An 18,462-nucleotide genomic window follows, 5' to 3' on the forward strand; every position below is an offset into this window, starting at 1 on the left:
CCGCATGATGAAGCCTAGTATCGACCTTCCCATGATGGGAAGGTCAAGCGCAGTCTCGCCACGCGCCGGGCTTTGCGGCAATCAGCGATTCACGCCTTTGCGCTTGCCTGGTGAGCGCGGATACGATACAACGCGATGTTGTCGGCGATGCAACGCGGACTGGCTGCGCTGGTTTTGGGAGACCGCGCGAGCACTGTTGCCCTCACGCCGGCGTCTCCCTTTGGACAGCACGTTCCGCCCTCTGAACGAATGATAAAAAATCGCCGAGCAGTGTTTACGAATTACTGGACCTGCGCATCGCTCGCAGGCCTCGCATTTTTGGCTGGTTGCGCGTCGACGCCGTCCACGACGCAAAAATCCACCGGCTGGATCAAGGACGAAGTCGCCGATTCCTATGTATTCGGCTATCCACTGGTGCTGATGGGGGTGGCGCGCGACGCGGCCGTCGGCACCGAGCCCGGCCAGGCGCCGCTCAATACGCTGCGCCATGCGCAGGCGCTGCCGCCCATCGGCGCGGCGAATCCGATGCAGCCGAGCCTCGACACGCTGGACTCCACCGGCTGGCTCGACGTCGGCAGCGAACCGGTGATCCTCGCGCTGCCCGACTCGCGCGGCCGCTATGTGGACGCCCGCGTGCTCGATATGTGGACCAACGTGGTGTGGTCGACGGCCGACCAGTTCGCGACGCGCGCGAACGGCATCAAGGCGCAGGCCATCGCGTTCGTCGGACCCGGTTGGCAGGGCGATCTGCCGAAAAACGTCAAGCGCGTCGACGTGCCGACCCGCAACGCATGGGTGAGCGTGCGCGTCCAGTCGAACGGCACGCGCGATCTGACGGCGGTTCGCAAACTGCAGCGCGCGATTCGCGTGGCGCCGCTTTCGGTGTACGCGGGCAGCACGCGCTCGGCGTCGATTGCGCCGCCGCGCAGTAATGCCGATGCGCCCACCGGCGCCATTGGCGCCGCGGGTGCATCCGGCACGCCCGCCGCACAGGTCGCCGCGCTCGACGCAAACGGCTTCTTCAACCGGCTCGCGCAGGCGCTGCCCGACAACCCGCCGACGCCAGCCGATCCGCACGCGCTCAAGTTTCTCTCCGACCTCGGCGTGACGCCGGGCCAGCCGGTGAAGCTGCCGGGCGCATCGGACGCCATTGCAGCGGGTCTTGCCGACGGCCACGAGCGCGTGGTCACGCCGCCGTCCAACCTGCTGACGGGCAACGGCTGGAGCTGGTTCGGCGACGGCGTGGGTAGCTACGGCCCCGACTATGCGCTGCGCGCTTACGCCGCTTTCGCGCAGCCGGGCATCGGCACGAAAGACGATGAAGTGCGCGCGGTCGTCACTCAGGACAGCGACGGTCACGCGCTCAACGGCGCGAATCGCTATGTGATTCACTTCGCGCCGAATCAGTTGCCGCCGGTGCGCGGCTTCTGGTCGATCACCGCTTATACGAAGGACGGCGCGCTCGGCGAAAGCGCGCCGGCGCGTATTGCGGTCGGCGATCGCAACGGCGCGCGCCGCAATCGCGATGGATCGCTTGATGTCACGGTCTCGTCGACGCGCGGCAAGAGCGGCAACTGGCTGCCCGGCGCCGCGCGCCGATCTGCAACTCGTGCTGCGCCTTTATGCGCCGAAGCCTCAAGCCACCGACGGCACGTGGCAGCCGCCCGCCGTCGTGCGTCAGTAACTTGCGCTTCGCATAGTCGGCAAGATTCGAAGGCCGGCAGCGCGCGTCCGTCACGACTTCGCGGTCAATGACGGACGCGCGGTTGTAGAGCGCCGGCGATTGTGTAAGCACGGCTTACATTTCTATCCGACGAAAGATTCACGACTTATACTGCCGCTTGCGGGATTTTCGTGTCGCGGCCGGCTTGCCGCCGCATTACCCAAAACCGAGCATGGCAAGCATCAATAAAGCATCACTCGCGTCTTCCATGCAGACCATGCGCGATGTCGCGCAGTCGCGCCGCACACGTCGCGTCATCACCGGTCTGCTGATCTTCATCGTAGTGTTCGGACTGCTGGGCTTTTTCGCGGCGCCGCCGCTGATTCGCCATATCGCCGAACAACAGCTCAGCAAGCAACTCGACCGGCCCGCTACGATTGGCCGCATTGCGCTCAATCCCTATACGCTGAAACTCGAAGCGGACCGCGTGCATATCGGCGAGCGCGGCGGCGCGGGCGATTTCGTGGACATCGAAAGGCTTATTGTTCAGCCGTCGTGGAGTTCGCTGTTTCGCGCGGCGCCGATTGTCGATGAAATACAGCTTGATTCGCCGCGTTTTCATATTGTTCGCTACGACGCGCAGCGCTTTAATTTCACCGATCTGATCGAGAAATTCTCGAAGCAGCCAAGCACGCCCGACAGCAAGCCGACGCTCTTCTCCGTGTCGAACATTCGTCTCGAGAACGGCCAGATTACGTTCGACGACAAACTGCTCGGCGCGACGCATGTGATCGATCAATGGAAGCTCGGCATTCCGTTTATCGCCACGTTGCCGTCGAAAACCGATATCTTCGTCGAGCCGTTGCTGCGCGCGCGCATCGACGGCAGTCCGCTCGCCATCGACGGCAAGACGAAACCGTTCGCCGCGTCGCGCGAGTCGGAAGTGTCGTTGCGCTTCGAAGGGCTCGACGTGCCGCGCCTCATCTCATATGTGCCGACCAAACTGCCGGTGATCGTGCAGGCGGGCAAGCTCTCGACGGATCTGAAGCTCAACTTCGTGATGTCGAACGACGCGCCCACGCTGCGCGTGGCGGGCACCGTCGATCTGAACGATGTCGACGTGCGGGACGCAAGCAAGGCGCCGTTTTTCGCCGCGCGCGCGGTGCATGTCGCGGTGCGCACACTCGAGCCGCTGAAGAGCGTCTATCACTTCGACGACATTCGTATCGACGCGCCGATCGCGAATCTCGCGCGCGACAGGAACGGAGCGCTGAGCGTCGAGAAGATGTTCGCCCCCGCGCCGGCGCCTTCGGCTGCGAAGAATGCGGCGCAAGCGGCGAGTTCGCCGGCGCCTGGCTCCGCAGCGGCGGCACCGTCGGCGGCATCGGCGGCAAGCGGCGCGCAGAACAACGCTCAGCACGAAGCGCAAAAAAGCGCGGACAAACCCGCACCGCCGCTCGACCTCTCGATCAAACGCTTCGTACTGAACGACGGCACCGTCAACGCACGCGACGAAGCTACGTCGCGTCCCGTCGACGTCGGTATGGAAAAGCTCGCGGTCACGCTGACCGATTTTTCGACGCTCGCCACCGCGCCCGCGCACTACACGCTCAACACGAACCTCAAACGCAGCGGCGGTTCACTGGGCGTCGCAGGCGCATTGAGCCTGGCCGCCAAAACCGCGAGCGCCAAACTCGATATCAGGTCGCTGAATCTGCCGCTGCTGCAACCTTATCTCGATGCGGCAACCGTGGCGCAAGTCACCGACGGCACGCTTTCGACGACCGCGAATATCGGCGCGAACTGGTCGAAGTCGCCGGCCGCGGTGATGGTCGCGGACTCGCAGCTCGATCTGCAATCGCTGAAATTGACGACGCGCGGCGCGAAGGCTCCTGTGATCTCGCTCGCGCAGGGCAGCGTCAAGGTCAAGCAGGTGGACCTGAACGCGCGCACCGCCGATGTGACGAGCGTCGACACGACCGGCCTCGCCGTCGACGTGCAACGGCTGAAAGACGGCAGCATCAACCTTGCGTCGCTCGCCGGTCCGCATGAGGCGGAGCCGAAACGCACGGCCATTCATGCTGTGAAGAAGGCGCAGGCGGAAGGTCCGGCATGGCACTACAAGATCGGCGAGCTGAACGTGAAGGACGGCACCGCCAATTTCACCGACAACACCACGCCGCAGCCGGTCAAACTCGGCATCGCGCCGCTGCAACTGAAAGTGCAGCAGATCAGCGACGACCTGAGCCGTCCGCTGCCCGTGGAACTGCAAGCCACGCTGAACAAGAAGGGCACGCTCGGCCTGAAGGGCGACGTCACCGCGACGCCGCTCAAGGTTGCGGTCAAGGTGAACGCGAACCGGCTCGACGCGGCGGCGTTCGAACCGTACTTCGGCAGCCAGTTGAATGCGACCATTGCGAGCGCGCTGCTCAACGGCAGCGGCGATCTTGCGTTGACTCAGGCGAAGTCGTTGAAGGCGACTTATCGCGGCGACGTGGCGCTTGTGGACGTGCGCATGCTCGACAAGGCCACCTCCGATCCGTTCGCCGGGTGGCGCTCGCTCGCGCTGACCGGGCTGAAGGCGGATTACGACGAGCGCGGGACGTCCGTGGACGCGGAGCGCGTCACCTTCACGAAGTTCTATGGACGCGTGCTGCTCGATGCGCAAGGCAAGCTCAACCTTAACGACGTGGTCGCGCATCAGAGCGGCGCGGCGCAGTCGCTCACGCGCGACAAGAACGCCAAGGACGGCGCGGAGCCCGTGCCGTTGACGCCGCCGACGGCCTCGGCCGTGGTTGCCGCGTCGGTACCGATCGTGGCGTCCGCGTCCGCGCCGGCGTCGTCCACCACGACCGCTGCGCCCACCACGCCCGCCACCGTCACTGCCGCGACGCCGCCGCAAAGTCCGGTCAAGCTGCACTTCGGCCAACTGGTCTTGCAGCAAGGCCGCGTGACCTACACCGACAACTTCATCAAGCCGAACTTCACGGCGAACCTGGTTGGCATTCAGGGCACCGTCGGCGCATTCGGCACGCAGTCGACCACGTCCGCGCCCGTCGACATCGCGGCGAAGCTGGCCGCCAATGGTCCGCTGTCGATTCGCGGCACCGTCAATCCGCTGATCGCGAAACCGGCGCTCGATCTGACCGCGAGCGCGCACGACATCGAGCTGACCAATCTCACGCCGTATTCCGCGAAATACGCGGGCTATCCGATCACCAAGGGCAAGCTGAACGTCGATCTTCACTACAAGCTCGAGAACGACCAGTTGAACGCGGACAACCATTTGTTCATCGACCAATTGACGTTCGGCGATCACATCGAAAACGATACGGCGACCAAACTGCCGGTACGGCTCGCCATCTCGCTCCTGAAAAATTCGCGCGGCGAGATCGACGTCAATCTGCCGGTGTCCGGCTCGTTGTCGAACCCCGAGTTCAGCATTGGCGGCCTGATCTGGCATGCGGTGCTGAATCTGCTGCAAAAGGCGGTGACCGCGCCGTTCTCGCTGATCGCGAACGCGTTCGGCGGCAGCGGCGAGGAACTCGGCTACGTCGAGTTCGAACCGGGCTCCGCGCAACTCACCGACGCCGACACCAAGAAGCTCGAGACGATCGTGAAGGCGCTCGGCGCGAAGCCGTCGATCAAGATGGATCTGATCGGCCGCGTCGACCCGAAGATCGACGAGCCCGCGTTGCGCATGCGCTACGTGGACCGCCTCGTCAAGCAGCAGAAAATCAAGGACGTGGTGGGCAACGGCGAGAGCGTGGACCTGTCGAGCGTCACCGTCGATCCGAAGGAATACGACAAGTATCTGACGAAGGCCTACAAGTCCGCGGACTTCAAGAAGCCGCGCAATTTCGTCGGCCTGACGAAGTCCTTGCCCGACGACGACATGAAGAGCGCGCTCGCAGCGAACGCGCCCATCGACGAGGCCAGCCTGCGGCAGCTTGCGCAGCAGCGGGCGCAAAGCGTGCAGCAGTATCTGGATGGCAAGATCGACAGCAGCCGCGTGTTTGTCGTCGCGCCGAAGCTCGACGCGGACGGCATCAAGGACAAAGGCGCGACTACGCGCGTTGACTTCGGGCTGAAGTGAGTAAGGTCACGTGCGCGCCGTCGTAGGCGCGTCGCTCAGGCGGCGCGCGTCGGCGTCTTCAACGCGGTCTGCTCGATGACGCGCGCGAGCGTGTCGAACGCGGGCCCGATCTTCTCGTTCGGCACGCACGCATAGCCGAGCAACAGCCCGCGCCGCGCGGGCGGATCGCTGCTGTAATAGGTCGCGAGCGGCCGCACGATCACGCCGGCGTCGAATGCGGCCGCCGTCACCGCGCGGTCGTCCGCGTGATCCGGCAGACCCAGCACCAGATGCAAGCCCGCTTCGTCGCCCATGACCGGCAGTTCGCTGCCGAAACGCGCGGTGATCGCATCGATCAGAATTTGCCTGCGCTCTCCGTACAGCGCGCGCATGCGCCGAACGTGCGACGTGAGGTGGCCGTCCATGATGAAGTCGGTCATGACGGCTTGCTGCATCAACTGTCCTTCGCGATAAAGCTCCGCGACGCCCATGCGAAATGTATCGACGAGATGCTCCGGCGCGATCATGTAGCCCATGCGCAGACCCGGAAAGAGCATCTTGCCGAGGCTGCCCACGTAAATGACCTGACCGGCTTCGTCGAGACCTTGCAGCGACGCAAGAGGCCGGCTGCCGTAGCGAAACTCGCTGTCGTAATCGTCCTCGATGATCCACACGTTGTGCTGACGCGCGTATTCGAGCAACGTGCGGCGGCGCGCGAGGCTCATCACCATGCCGAGAGGGTATTGATGCGACGGCGTCACGAGCGCGAGGCGCGGCGGCTCCCGCAAATCCTCTTCACGCGGATTAAGACCTTCATCGTCCACGGGCACCGGCACCAGCGTGATTCCCGACGACTGCAACACGCTGCGCGCGCCCCAATAGCACGGCTCCTCCACCCAGGCCCGATCGCCGACGTCGGTTAACAGACGCACGGCGAGATCGATGGATTGGTGAATACCCGTAGTGATGATGATCTGATCCGGCGTGCAATTCACAGAACGCGCGACGCGCAGATAGTCCGACAACGCGCGGCGCAGCGGACGATAGCCGCCGCCGGGCGCATACGTCAGCAGATCCGGATTCGCTTCTTTCCACAAACGCGCTTGCAGGCGGCTCCACGTTCGGGCCGGAAATTCCGCGACGTCCGGCACGCCCGGCATGAAGGCGCCCCATTGTTTCGCCGAGACGCCGGCCTGGCCGATCAGACGCCGCCCGCGATTGGACAGATCGTTCAGATCGCGCTTCGGCGGTTTGGTTTGCGTGCCGACTGCCGCATCGGCCGTAGCGCCAACCGCCGCCACCGCCGGCTTTCGGCGCGCGTTGACGGCGGCGGTGTCCGGCTGCGTGTCGGCGACATAAGTGCCGCTGCCCGTGGTCGAGATCACGTAGCCTTCGGCGGTCAACTGGTCGTACACATGCAGCACCGTATTGCGCGCGATGCCCAGGTCTTCGGCGAGCGTGCGCGAACTCGGCAGCTTGGTGCCAGGCGGCAACTGACCGGTGAGAATGGCCTGCTGCATCAGCCGCAACGTCTGCCGGTAGAGCGGTTCCGAGGCCGCGCGATCAAGCCTGGCGGCGAGCCAATCCGACAAGATGATCGTATCCAAGTGGTTCTATCCGGAATAATGAAATGGTTCCATATTGTAGAACCGTAACGGTCTATAGTGGGCCACGCAATTGATGCAAGCCCGCTGTTACGCAAGAGCAGCCGGCTCGACCGCAGAGGAGACTACGGCGATGAAAACGGATGAAGTGATCGTCAGCTTTCGAGGCGTGCGCAAGACGTACGACGGTGAAACGCTGGTCGTCAAGCAACTGGATCTGGACATCTATCAGGGCGAATTCCTGACGCTGCTCGGGCCGTCGGGCTCCGGCAAAACCACCTGTCTGATGATGCTCGCCGGCTTCGAATTTCCCACCGGCGGCGAGATCTGGCTCGACGGCACATTGCTCAATACCGTGCCGCCGCACAAGCGCAACATCGGCATGGTGTTTCAGAACTACGCGCTGTTCCCGCATCTCACGGTCGAGCAGAACGTCGCGTATCCGCTGACCGTGCGCAAGGTTTCCGCGGAAGAGCGCGCGCATCGCACGAATAACGCATTGAAGATGGTGCGCATGGAGAGCTTCGCCAAGCGCTATCCCGCGCAGCTTTCGGGCGGACAGCAGCAGCGCATTGCGCTTGCGCGCGCGCTGGTGTTCGAGCCGAAACTCGTGCTGATGGACGAGCCGCTCGGCGCGCTCGACAAGCAATTGCGCGAACACATGCAGTACGAACTGAAGTCGCTGCACGAGAAGCTCGGCGTGACCTTTGTCTACGTCACGCACGATCAGGGCGAGGCGTTGACCATGTCCGATCGCGTCGCCGTCTTCGATAAAGGCATCGTGCAGCAACTCGATACGGTGGACCGTCTGTACGAATCGCCGTGCAACGAATTCGTCGCGAACTTCATCGGCGACAGCAACAAGCTGCGCGGCACGATCGCGAACGTAAACGGCGAATATTGCGAGCTTCATCTGGCTGACGGCACACGAGTGACGGGCCGCAACATCGGCGGCGCGCGGGCGGGCACGCCGGCCATCGCGTGCATCCGGCCGGAACGCATGAAGCTCTCGGCGGGCGGCAATGGACATGCCAACGGCGCTGCGCGGCCGGGCGCCAACGCGCTTGCCGGCGAAGCGCGCGGACTCATCTATTTCGGCGATCACGTCCGTATGCGCTGCGGTTTGCCGCAGCAGGACGAGTGCTTCGTCAAGGTGCCGCTCGGCACCGACGCGCTCAACGCGTTCGCACCCGGCGCGCCCGTCGCGCTCGAGTTCGCGCCCGAGCATCTGCGGGTATTCGCGGGGGCGTAAGCGCGGCAAACGCGAGCATGATTGCATCAGCGGGGCAGTCAGCAGCACATAAGAACGTCGCATGGACTCATGCTTGAAACCACCACCAAAGGAGAGCAACACACCATGAGCAAGATCGGGAAATCGCGCTGCGCCATCGCTGTCGGTGCTGTGGCGCTCGCGCTGGGCGCGGCGCAGGTGAATGCGGCCGAACTGACGGTCGTCAACTTCGGCGGCGCCAACGGGGACGCGCAAAAGGCAGCGTTCAACCAGCCGTTCGAATCGCAGACCAGCAGCAAGGTGACCGCCGTCGAATACAACGGCGAGCAGGCCAAGGTCAAGGCGATGGTCGAAGCCAAGCATGTCAACTGGGACGTGGTGGAAGTGGAGTCGGGCGACATCGGCCGCGGTTGCGACGAAGGTCTGTATGAAAAGCTCGACTGGTCGAAGATCGGCAAGAAGTCGGATCTGATTCCTGAAGCGCCGCAAACTTGCGGCGTGGGCTTTTTCGTGTGGTCGACGGCGCTCGCGTATAACGCCGACAAGCTGAAGAGTGCGCCGTCCGGCTGGGCCGATTTCTGGGACGTGAAGAAGATTCCGGGCAAGCGTGCGATGCGCAAGGGCGCGCGCTACAACCTCGAGTTCGCGCTGATGGCCGACGGCGTCGCGCCGAAAGACGTCTACAAGGTGCTGGCGACGAAGGAAGGCCAGGACCGCGCGTTCAAGAAGCTCGACGAGCTGAAGCCGAACATCCAGTGGTGGGAGGCGGGCGCGCAGCCGCCGCAGTTTCTCGTGGCGGGCGACGTGGTGATGTCGACCGCGTATAACGGCCGCATCGACGCCGCGCAGAAGGAAGGCAAGAACCTCAAGGTCGTGTGGAACGGCAGTATTTACGACCTCGACTATTGGGCGATTCCGAAGGGCTCGCCGAACAAGGCGCTGGCCGAAAAGTACATCGCGTACACGCTTTCGTCCAAGCCGCAGCAGGACTACGCGCACCACATCGCTTATGGTCCGGTGAACGTGGCGGCGATCAAGGGGCTCGACGCGAAGACGCTCTCGAATCTGCCGAACTCGCCGGCTAACGGCAAGAACGCGGTGCTGCAGAACCTGTCGTTCTGGACCGATCACGGCGACGAGCTGGAGCAGCGTTTCTCGTCGTGGGCTTCGAAGTAAGCCGTGAAGTGATGCGATGACGCGCGCGCGTTGGAGCGATCCGCTGCGCGCGCGGGTGGATGGACTGGAGCCGGACTAACGCTGACTCCGGTCCGCAGCTTTGCAGGGAGACCAGGTGTGACTACGATGACGATCGCCGCCGATTCCACGCCGGAATCAACCGGCCGGCTCAAGCGCGAACTGAAGGCCGCGGAAGCGAAAAAGCGTGCGATGGCGCTGCTGCTCATCGCGCCGCTCGCGATTTTTCTGCTGCTGATCTTCGTCGTGCCGATCGGCGCGTTGTTGACCCGCGCCGCGCAGAATCCCGAAGTCGTGAACGCGTTGCCGCATACGCTCAGCGCACTGCACGCATGGGACCGCAAGACGCCGCCGTCCGATGCCGCATACGCCGCGCTAGCGACCGACCTGACCGCCATCGCCGATAGCGACGGCATGGGCGCGCTCGCCCGCCGGCTCAATGTGGAGATTTCTGGTTATCGCTCGCTGGTGGCAAAGTCGGCGCGCGCGATGCCTTTCGTCGACGACAACAGCAAGCCGTTGCAACTGACGCCCGCGCAATTTCACGCGAAGTTCGCCGAGCTCGACGAACGCTGGAACAACATCGCGTACTGGCAAGCCATCGCGAAGAACGGCAGTCCGTATTCGCCGTTCTACGTGCTCGCTTCGCTCGATCACAAGCAGGACGCGTTCGGTCACATCATTCCGACCGATCCCGACCAGCAGATCTATCTCGCCGTGTTCACCCGCACCTTCGTGATCGGCGCTGCCGTTACGTTGTTCGCGCTGCTGCTTGGCTATCCGCTCGCTTACTGGATTTCGACGCTGTCGGAGCGTCGCGCGAATCTCGTGATGATTCTCGTGCTGATTCCGTTCTGGACGTCGATCCTCGTGCGCGTCGCGGCATGGATCGTCATCTTGCAGAGCGAAGGTCTCGTGAACAAGGCGCTAGTGGGCAGCGGCCTGCTGCACGATCCGCTCGCGCTGCTGTTCAACCGTACCGGCGTCTATATTTCGATGACGCACATTTTGCTGCCGTTCATGATCCTGCCGCTCTACAGCGTGATGAAGTCGATTCCGCCGACGTATCAGCGCGCGGCCATTTCGCTCGGCAGCCATCCCTTCGCCGCATTCTGGCGCGTGTATGTGCCGCAGACCTATCCCGGCATCGGCGCCGGCGCGTTGCTCGTCTTCATTCTGGCGATCGGCTACTACATCACGCCGGCGCTGCTCGGCGGCCCGAACGACCAGATGGTCAGCTACTACGTGGCCTACTTCACCAACGTGACGATCAACTGGGGCATGGCGTGTGCGCTCGGCGCGCTGCTGCTTGCCGCGACGCTGGTGCTGTATGTGATCTATGGACGCTTCACGCGTTCATCGCTGAGCCTCGGCTGAACGGAGCCTACCGACATGAAACTTGCCAAGCCCCTGTTCGCGCCGCACACGTCCTGGGTGGAGCGCGCGTGGTATTTCGCGTTGCGTGCGCTTGCCGTGCTCACGCTGCTGTATCTGATCCTGCCCGTGCTCGCGATCGTGCCGCTGTCGTTCTCATCGAGTACGTTCCTCGTCTATCCGATTCCGGGTTGGTCTCTGCGCTGGTATCAGAATCTGATTGCGTCCGATGAATGGCGTATGGCGGCTAAGAATAGCTTTATTGTCGCGCCGTCCGCGACCGTAGTCGCGACTGTGCTTGGCACGCTGGCGGCAATCGGCCTCACGAAAGCCAACTTCCGCGGCAAGGGCTTGCTCATGGCAATCCTGATTTCGCCGATGATCGTGCCGGTGGTTGTTGTCGGCGTCGGCATGTATCTGTTTTTTGCGCCGCTCGGACTCGCCAATACGTATGTCGGGCTGATTCTCGCGCATGCGTCGCTCGGCGTGCCGTTTGTCGTGACGACGGTGGCCGCGACCTTGCAGGGCTTCAACTACAACCTCGTGCGCGCGAGCTTGTCGCTTGGCGCAAATCCGGTGAAGACGTTCTTTCGCATCACATTGCCCGTGATTGCACCAGGCGTGATTTCCGGCGCCTTGTTTGCGTTCGCGACGTCGTTCGATGAAGTCGTCGTCACACTGTTCCTGGCCGGCGCGGACCAGACGACACTGCCGCGCCAGATGTTCACCGGCATCCGCGAAAATATCAGCCCGACGATTGCAGCGCTCGCCACCATTCTGATTATTTTTTCGACGTGCTTATTGCTGGCGCTGGAATGGCTTCGTGGCCGCAATGCGGCGCGCGCGGTTCGGGCGTAAATGCGGCGCGAGCAAATAGTCGGTAACTTCGTTGATGCAACATGAGAATCGACAACTCTTGACACCGTTCTAAGATTCATCCCATTCCGCGGGCTTCTGCGTCTCGTCATACTTTTATCCCTTGATAAAAAGATGCGCGAGGCGCAGATAACCAATGAAAATCCCGCTAACCGTGCTTGTGTGTGCGCTCACGCTGACAGCTTGCGCGGATCACGCCGCGCGCGCACGGCTCGGCATTCAAGACCCCACCCTGCTTCAATCCGGCATTGGCGCCTCGCAAGACGAGGCGGCAGGCGCCGCCAACCCGCAATGGATCAACGCATACGCGCCCGCTGCCAGCGGCGGCACGGCGCTCGCGTCATTGCAAGCACGGCTGAACCGCCTGCCGCCTGAACAGAACGGCTATTTCCGCGCGAAGGCGCAGTGCTGGATCAGCGCGGGCCACGAGGCGCGGCAAGCCGGCGACCATTGGGGTTTCGTCGAAGAGGCCATCGGTCAGGCGGCGGTCATCACCCTGGGCCTTGAAAATGGCACGTCGTTATCGGCTGCCAATCCGGCGCTGCGCACCGTCTCCGTGGTGCGTCCCGATCTGTGGAAGATCGTCAATACCATCAAGTCGGACCCGGTCACGGCTTCCTGTCGCGAAGCGCAGCAGCCGCTCGCATGCGCTGAAGTCGAGCTCATGCAAGCGGGCCATGATGCATGGGTACGCAACTTCGCTCATGCCGAAAAGCGTCTGCCGGACATTCAGGATAACTTGCGTAAATCGGCCGAGAGCGCGCTGCAATGCAAGCAGGCCGCGCCCGCGAGCGCTGCGGCGCAGAGTCCGGCAATACCGCGAACGGTCACGCTGCGCGCCGACTCGCTGTTCCGTTTCGACGGCGGCAACGATGCCGCGATGCTGAGCGCCGGCAGACGCGAGCTCGACAAAGTGGCGCGAAGCATGAAGACAACGGCCACGCTTCGCGAACTCAGAATCACCGGCTACACCGACCGTCTCGGCGACAACGCCCGTAACCAGAGCCTGTCGCTGCAACGCGCGCAAACGGTAGCAGCCTATCTGCGCGCTCGCGGCGTCACCGTGCCCATCGCGATTCGCGGGCTTGGCAGTGCGAAACCGGTGGCGCAATGCCGGCAAACCAGGCGCGACGAACTGGTGCGATGTCTCGCACCGAACCGGAGGGTGGAGATCGAGTTCGTCGTCGCGCCTTCCTGATGTGCTCAGGCTGCGCACACGAACGTCGTACCCCGCGGACGCCAACGGCTTATGGCTGCCGGGAGGTCACGAGAGGGCCGTCAGAAGTCCATGATCGACCCAACCGGAAATGGAAGTTTTTCAGGAGAAATGCAACACATGTCGACTATTCTGATTATCGATGACCACCCAGCGTTCCGGATGATTGTCCGGTTGCAGCTCATGCAACTGCTTAGCGTCGAACAAGTGGTCGAGGCGGACAACGGCCAGACCGCTGTCGAGATGGCTCGTCAATACAAGCCCGACCTCGCGATACTCGACCTGGACATTCCGCGCATCAGCGGACTCGATGTGATTCCGCGTCTGAAGCTCGTGCATCCGTCGATTCGCCTGATGGTGCTGTCGGGCCACGACGCGGCGACCTTCGCGCCGCGCGCAATGCGTTCGGGCGTTCATGGCTTCGTCGGCAAGTCGCAGGACATGAAGGAAATCTTGCGCGGCGTCGAAGCGGTGCTCGCGGGCTATACGGTTTTTCCGGTCGGACCCAACGGCGCGAGCATTGCGCCGGGCATGGCGCCGAGCGGCGAGGAAGGCCGGATCATGCTGCTGTCCGACAAGGAACTCGTCATTTTGCAGATGCTCTCGCGAGGCATGTCGAACAAGGCGATCGGCGACGCGCTCTTCATGAGCGACAAGACCGTGAGCACTTACAAGAGCCGTATCCAGGAGAAGCTCGGGGTGTCGTCGCTCGCAGCGTTGATCGAGTTTGCTTCGTTGCACAAGCTGATCAGCTAGTTCCACGCGCCATGCACAAGACCAGTCTGCATTGCGGCGAAGGCGCCGATTGCCACCAGCCGGCGCAGCGCGCTGTTGAGCTGGAAGGCGCGCGCGCAACGCAGCAGGTCACCCTCCCCGCTGTTGGGAGAAGCACGTCGCGGGCTGACGCTGACGCGCGGCCGTCCGACTCGCGCGAGCAAGCTCGCGATTCCGGCAAAGGCGTGAGTCCTTCTTTCGAGCCATTCGATCGCCGCTATCTTGATGCACTGATCCACGAAGGGATCGATCTCGGCGCATTTCTCGAAGGATGGTGCGTGGCGATGCGCAACGATCTCGACCGTCTCGGCAATCTGCAAAGCGAAGGCGACTTCGACGATTTACCGCCGCTATTGCACAGGCTCAGCGGGGCGCTAGGACTTGTCGGCGCGCACAGTTTGATGGACGCATTGCGGCGCGTACCCAGCACGCGATCGGAGCACACTTGCAGACTAATTGATGCGCTTGCCGCACGCATGCGGGCGCTGATCGAGCAACTCGAAGGCGTGCGTGACGAACATCGGAGCGCACGACCATGAACAGGCCGTTGGCCTTGATCGAGGGCGCGCTTGCGCTTCCCAGTTCGCGTCCGCTGTCCGGTTTGCCGCCGCCTTTCGGCTCGTGGCGACGGTCGGCGTCGTACACGCAGGAACGCGTCCCGCAACCGGCAATGCCGGGCGTGCCGCAATACACGCCAAGGTCGCAACCTCGCCGACGGAATCCACCGAACAACAGGTTCCGATTCTTCTACAAGTTGCCGCAGCGGCCCAATTCGGACAGCCGTTTCGACGAGCAATTGGCAGAAGCGCGGCATTATCTCCAGGCGGAGTACGTGCGTCCGCATTCGTCGCGTTCGGATCGGATGCTTGGCGCCGCGATCTTCGTGGGCTGCAGCATTGCGCTCGCGTGGCTCCTGGCGACCTGTTCCACGCACGACGTCGCCGATCAATTCGCAACAGCGGCAAAGCCGTCTGCAACGTCGACGCGTACTGGCCGCGTGACAGTTCAGCCATTAGCAGACGTCCAGCCGGACGCACCCAAGCCGATGCCACGCGTGGCAGAAGCGCCTCAACGTACTGCGCAGGCGCAGGCGTCATCGTCAGTGACGGCTCGGTCACCGCAAGCCGCACATCGCGTCGACACAGCGAGTTCGCCGCAACAACGTGCCGACTCGCAGCGTAACGCCGGTACGCAACGCCATATCGCCGCGGACAACCGCTTGGCAAAAGCGTATCGCACTGCGACAACTACAGCGGCACTGGCGGATCGCGTGGAAATTGAAAGACTGCGTCGCGGATCGAACCATTCGGTTGATTCGCTGGCGAACTCTTCGGTATCGAGGGGACAGGGGCAACCCGAGCGGCCCACACCGCGAACTCTCGCAAACGACTCAACCGAGAGCGCGGCACTGTTCGATTGGGCCGCTCAACAGCGGCGCGCAAACGCCAACACACGTGCAACGTCGCCGGCATCTTCGCAAGCCGACTCCGACTGGAATGCTCACATGACGCAGCGCCGGATTACCGACAATCCCGCCGCTTTCCAGGCCGACCGCGCACAACCATAAGCGCCGAGAAACCAGCGACGAAAATCGACGAAAAAAAAGCCCGACCAAGGTCGGGCTTCAAAAGTCGGCTGCGCCCTCCACAGGACGCAGCCCCTGCAAAACAGCAAGCTGTTTGCGTCGTCGCGAGCCTTAAGCAGCCAGCAGCGAACGCAGCACGAACGGCAGAATACCGCCGTGCTTGTAGTAGTCGACTTCGATCGGCGTGTCGATACGCAGCAGCACCGGCACGCGCTTCTCCTGGCCGTCCTTGCTGCGAATCACGAGCGTCACTTCCTGCTGCGGCTTGAAGTCCGCGCCGAGCCCTTCGATGTCGTACGTTTCTTCGCCGGTAATGCCGAGCGATTGCACGCTGTCCGAGCCCTTGAATTGCAGCGGCAGAACGCCCATGCCGACCAGGTTCGAACGGTGAATCCGCTCGAAGCTGCGTGCGACCACAGCCTTCACGCCCAGCAGTTGCGTGCCCTTCGCCGCCCAGTCGCGCGACGAGCCCGTGCCGTACTCTTCGCCCGCGGCCCGAACACGATGGTCGGCGTGCCGGCGTCGATGTACTTCATCGCTGCATCATAGATGGACAGTTGTTCGCCGCTCGGCTGGTGAATCGTCAGGCCGCCTTCCACGCGCGAACCGTCTGCCTTCGCCGGGATCATCAGGTTCTTGATCCGGACGTTCGCGAACGTGCCGCGCATCATCACGTCGTGGTTGCCGCGGCGCGAGCCGTAGCTGTTGAAGTCGGCCTTCTGCACGCCGTTTGCCTTCAGCCACTTGCCTGCGGGCGAGTCTTCCTTGATCGAGCCAGCCGGACTGATGTGGTCGGTCGTGACCGAGTCACCGAAAATGCCCAGCGCGCGCGCGTTCTTCACGGCGGCGATGCTGTCGGCCGGCGTCATCGAGAAGTCGTCGCCGAAGAACGGCGGCTCTGCGATGTACGTCGACTTCGGCCAGTCGTAGACCTGACCTTCCTCGCCTTCGATCTTGCTCCACAGGTCGCCCTTCTTGGTCAGCGACGAGTAGTTCTTGCGGAACGCTTCGGCGTCGAGCGCGAACTTGAGCAGGTCGTTCACTTCGTCGCTGGTCGGCCAGATGTCGCCGAGGTAGACGTCCTTGCCGCCCTTGCCCTTGCCGACCGGTTCGGTCATCAGGTCGCGCGTGATGTTGCCGGCGATCGCGTAAGCCACGACCAGCGGCGGCGAAGCCAGGAAGTTCGCGCGGATGTTCGGGTGGATACGCGCTTCGAAGTTACGGTTGCCCGACAGAACCGCTGCGGCCACGATGTCGTTCTTCGTGATCGCTTCGTTCAGTTCCGGCGTCAGATCGCCCGCGTTGCCGATACAGGTCGTGCAACCGTAAGCGGCCAGCGTGAAGCCGAGCTTGTCGAGGTACGGCAGCAGGCCGGTCTTCGTCAGGTATTCGGTGACGATACGCGATCCGGGAGCCAGCGACGTCTTGATGTGCGGAGCGACCGTCAGGCCAGCTTCGACAGCCTTCTTCGCGAGCAGGCCGGCAGCCAGCAGCACGCTCGGGTTCGACGTGTTCGTGCACGACGTGATCGCGGCGATCAGCACGTCGCCGTTCTTCACGTTGACGCCGTTGGTCGTCGTGTATTGCGCGTTCAGATCGTCGGGCTTCTTCGCAAAGCCGTTTTCGGCAACCGGCTTCGAGAACAGGTCGCTGAACGTCGACTTCACATGACCGATTTCGATGCGGTCTTGCGGACGCTTCGGGCCTGCCAGCGACGGCGCGACGGTGCCGAGATCCAGCGTGACGACCTTCGTGTAGTCGATGTCGCCGTCCTTCGGAATACCGAACAGGTTCTGAGCCTTGAAGTAGTTCTGGAACGCCGAGATTTCTGCGTCCGTGCGGCCCGTGCCCTTGAAGTAGTCGATGGTTTTTTCGTCGACCGGGAAGAAGCCCATGGTCGCGCCGTATTCCGGCGCCATGTTGCCGATCGTCGCGCGGTCCGGCAGCGACAGCGAGCGCGTGCCTTCGCCGAAGAACTCGACGAACTTGCCGACAACCTTCTCTTTACGCAGCAGTTCGGTGATGGTCAGCACCAGGTCGGTTGCCGTCACGCCTTCGCGCAGCTTGCCCTTCAGGTGCACGCCGACCACGTCCGGCGTCAGGAAGTACACCGGCTGGCCGAGCATGCCGGCTTCTGCTTCGATGCCGCCCACGCCCCAGCCGACCACGCCGATGCCGTTGATCATCGTCGTGTGGCTGTCGGTGCCGACCAGCGAATCCGGGTAGTACACGGTGTCCGTGCCGTCGGCCTTCTTGTGCACGCCGCGTGCGAGGTACTCGAGGTTCACCTGGTGAACGATGCCGACGCCCGGCGGCACGACCTTGAACGTGTCGAATGCCTGCATGCCCCACTTCATGAACTGGTAGCGCTCGTTATTGCGCTGGAATTCCAGTTTCATGTTCAGGTCGAGCGCGTTCTTTTCGCGGAAGTGGTCGATCTGCACCGAGTGATCGACGACCAGATCGACCGGCACCAGCGGCTCGATCGACTTCGGATTCTTGCCCACGCGCTTCGCGACGCCGCGCATTGCAGCGATGTCGGCGAGCAGCGGCACGCCGGTGAAGTCCTGCAGCACCACGCGCGACACGACGAACGGGATTTCGTCGACGCGTGCCGCCGTCGGCTTCCAGTTCGCCAGTTGCGTGATGTGTTCTTCGGCGATTTTCTTGCCGTCGTAGTTACGCAGCACCGATTCCAGCACGATTCGGATCGAAACCGGCAGGCGGTCGATCTTGATGTTCAGTGCCTTGCCGAGTTGCGGCAGGGAGTAGAACTTGCCTTTGCCGGAACCGCTGTCGAATTCCTTGAGCGTTTTGTGGAGGTTGTGGGCCATGGTGTTTTCCTTGGTTTGATCGCGGAACTACAGTAC

At 63.1% G+C, this 18,462-nt stretch carries 10 protein-coding genes and 2 pseudogenes; 9 read left to right on the forward strand and 3 right to left on the reverse strand.

The window, feature by feature from the left end:
• Window positions 1-249: 249 nt before the first annotated feature.
• Both ABIE53_RS23080 and ABIE53_RS23085 read left to right on the forward strand, forming a co-directional pair.
• A pseudogene (locus ABIE53_RS23080) lies at window positions 250-1,684 on the forward strand (DUF1254 domain-containing protein).
• Window positions 1,685-1,895: 211 nt separating this feature from the next.
• Complete coding sequence (locus tag ABIE53_RS23085; RefSeq protein ID WP_192699487.1) at window positions 1,896-5,759, forward strand: DUF748 domain-containing protein; 3,864 nt, start codon at window positions 1,896-1,898, stop codon at window positions 5,757-5,759.
• Between the two features lie 35 nt (window positions 5,760-5,794).
• Here ABIE53_RS23085 and pdxR read toward each other — a convergent pair whose 3' ends face one another.
• On the reverse strand, window positions 5,795-7,345 hold the full coding sequence (gene pdxR / locus ABIE53_RS23090; RefSeq protein WP_192699486.1) for a MocR-like pyridoxine biosynthesis transcription factor PdxR: 1,551 nt from the start codon (window positions 7,343-7,345) through the stop codon (window positions 5,795-5,797).
• A 130-nt stretch (window positions 7,346-7,475) separates the two neighbouring features.
• Between pdxR and ABIE53_RS23095 the strand changes: the two genes are divergently transcribed.
• From ABIE53_RS23095 to ABIE53_RS23120, 6 genes are all read left to right on the forward strand, one after another.
• A complete protein-coding gene (locus ABIE53_RS23095; RefSeq protein WP_006047542.1) occupies window positions 7,476-8,594 on the forward strand; it encodes an ABC transporter ATP-binding protein in 1,119 nt (372 codons plus the stop codon).
• A gap of 105 nt (window positions 8,595-8,699) precedes the next feature.
• The gene (locus ABIE53_RS23100; protein WP_006047543.1) at window positions 8,700-9,749 is read left to right on the forward strand and encodes an ABC transporter substrate-binding protein; all 1,050 of its coding nucleotides are present in this window, start codon (window positions 8,700-8,702) and stop codon (window positions 9,747-9,749) included.
• A 117-nt stretch (window positions 9,750-9,866) separates the two neighbouring features.
• Window positions 9,867-11,144: an ABC transporter permease gene (locus ABIE53_RS23105; protein ID WP_192699485.1), complete on the forward strand. Its 1,278-nt coding sequence runs from the start codon at window positions 9,867-9,869 to the stop codon at window positions 11,142-11,144.
• 15 nt (window positions 11,145-11,159) lie between these two features.
• Window positions 11,160-11,999: an ABC transporter permease gene (locus ABIE53_RS23110; RefSeq protein ID WP_006047545.1), complete on the forward strand. Its 840-nt coding sequence runs from the start codon at window positions 11,160-11,162 to the stop codon at window positions 11,997-11,999.
• A 154-nt stretch (window positions 12,000-12,153) separates the two neighbouring features.
• Entirely contained in the window at window positions 12,154-13,215 is a 1,062-nt protein-coding gene (locus tag ABIE53_RS23115; RefSeq protein WP_192699484.1) for an OmpA family protein, read from the forward strand.
• Window positions 13,216-13,353: 138 nt separating this feature from the next.
• A complete protein-coding gene (locus ABIE53_RS23120) occupies window positions 13,354-13,989 on the forward strand; it encodes a response regulator transcription factor (RefSeq protein ID WP_006047547.1) in 636 nt (211 codons plus the stop codon).
• On the opposite strand, the gene ABIE53_RS23125 is transcribed toward ABIE53_RS23120, so the two are convergent.
• Window positions 13,986-14,327, reverse strand: a complete 342-nt coding sequence (locus ABIE53_RS23125; protein ID WP_310075643.1) for a hypothetical protein — start codon at window positions 14,325-14,327, stop codon at window positions 13,986-13,988. The two genes, ABIE53_RS23120 and ABIE53_RS23125, sit on opposite strands and share 4 nt — an antisense overlap.
• Here ABIE53_RS23125 and ABIE53_RS23130 point away from each other — a divergent pair.
• Window positions 14,292-14,546 carry an Hpt domain-containing protein gene (locus ABIE53_RS23130; RefSeq protein WP_374710220.1) on the forward strand — a complete coding sequence of 85 codons (255 nt, stop codon included), beginning with the start codon at window positions 14,292-14,294 and terminating at the stop codon, window positions 14,544-14,546. The two genes, ABIE53_RS23125 and ABIE53_RS23130, sit on opposite strands and share 36 nt — an antisense overlap.
• 1,157 nt (window positions 14,547-15,703) lie before the next feature.
• On the opposite strand, the pseudogene acnA reads toward ABIE53_RS23130, so the two are convergent.
• Window positions 15,704-18,426, reverse strand: a pseudogene (gene acnA, locus ABIE53_RS23135) (aconitate hydratase AcnA).
• Window positions 18,427-18,462 lie beyond the last annotated feature (36 nt).

It is taken from the genome of Paraburkholderia sp. OAS925 (assembly GCF_040543975.1).
Classification (GTDB): Bacteria; Pseudomonadota; Gammaproteobacteria; order Burkholderiales; family Burkholderiaceae; genus Paraburkholderia; species Paraburkholderia graminis.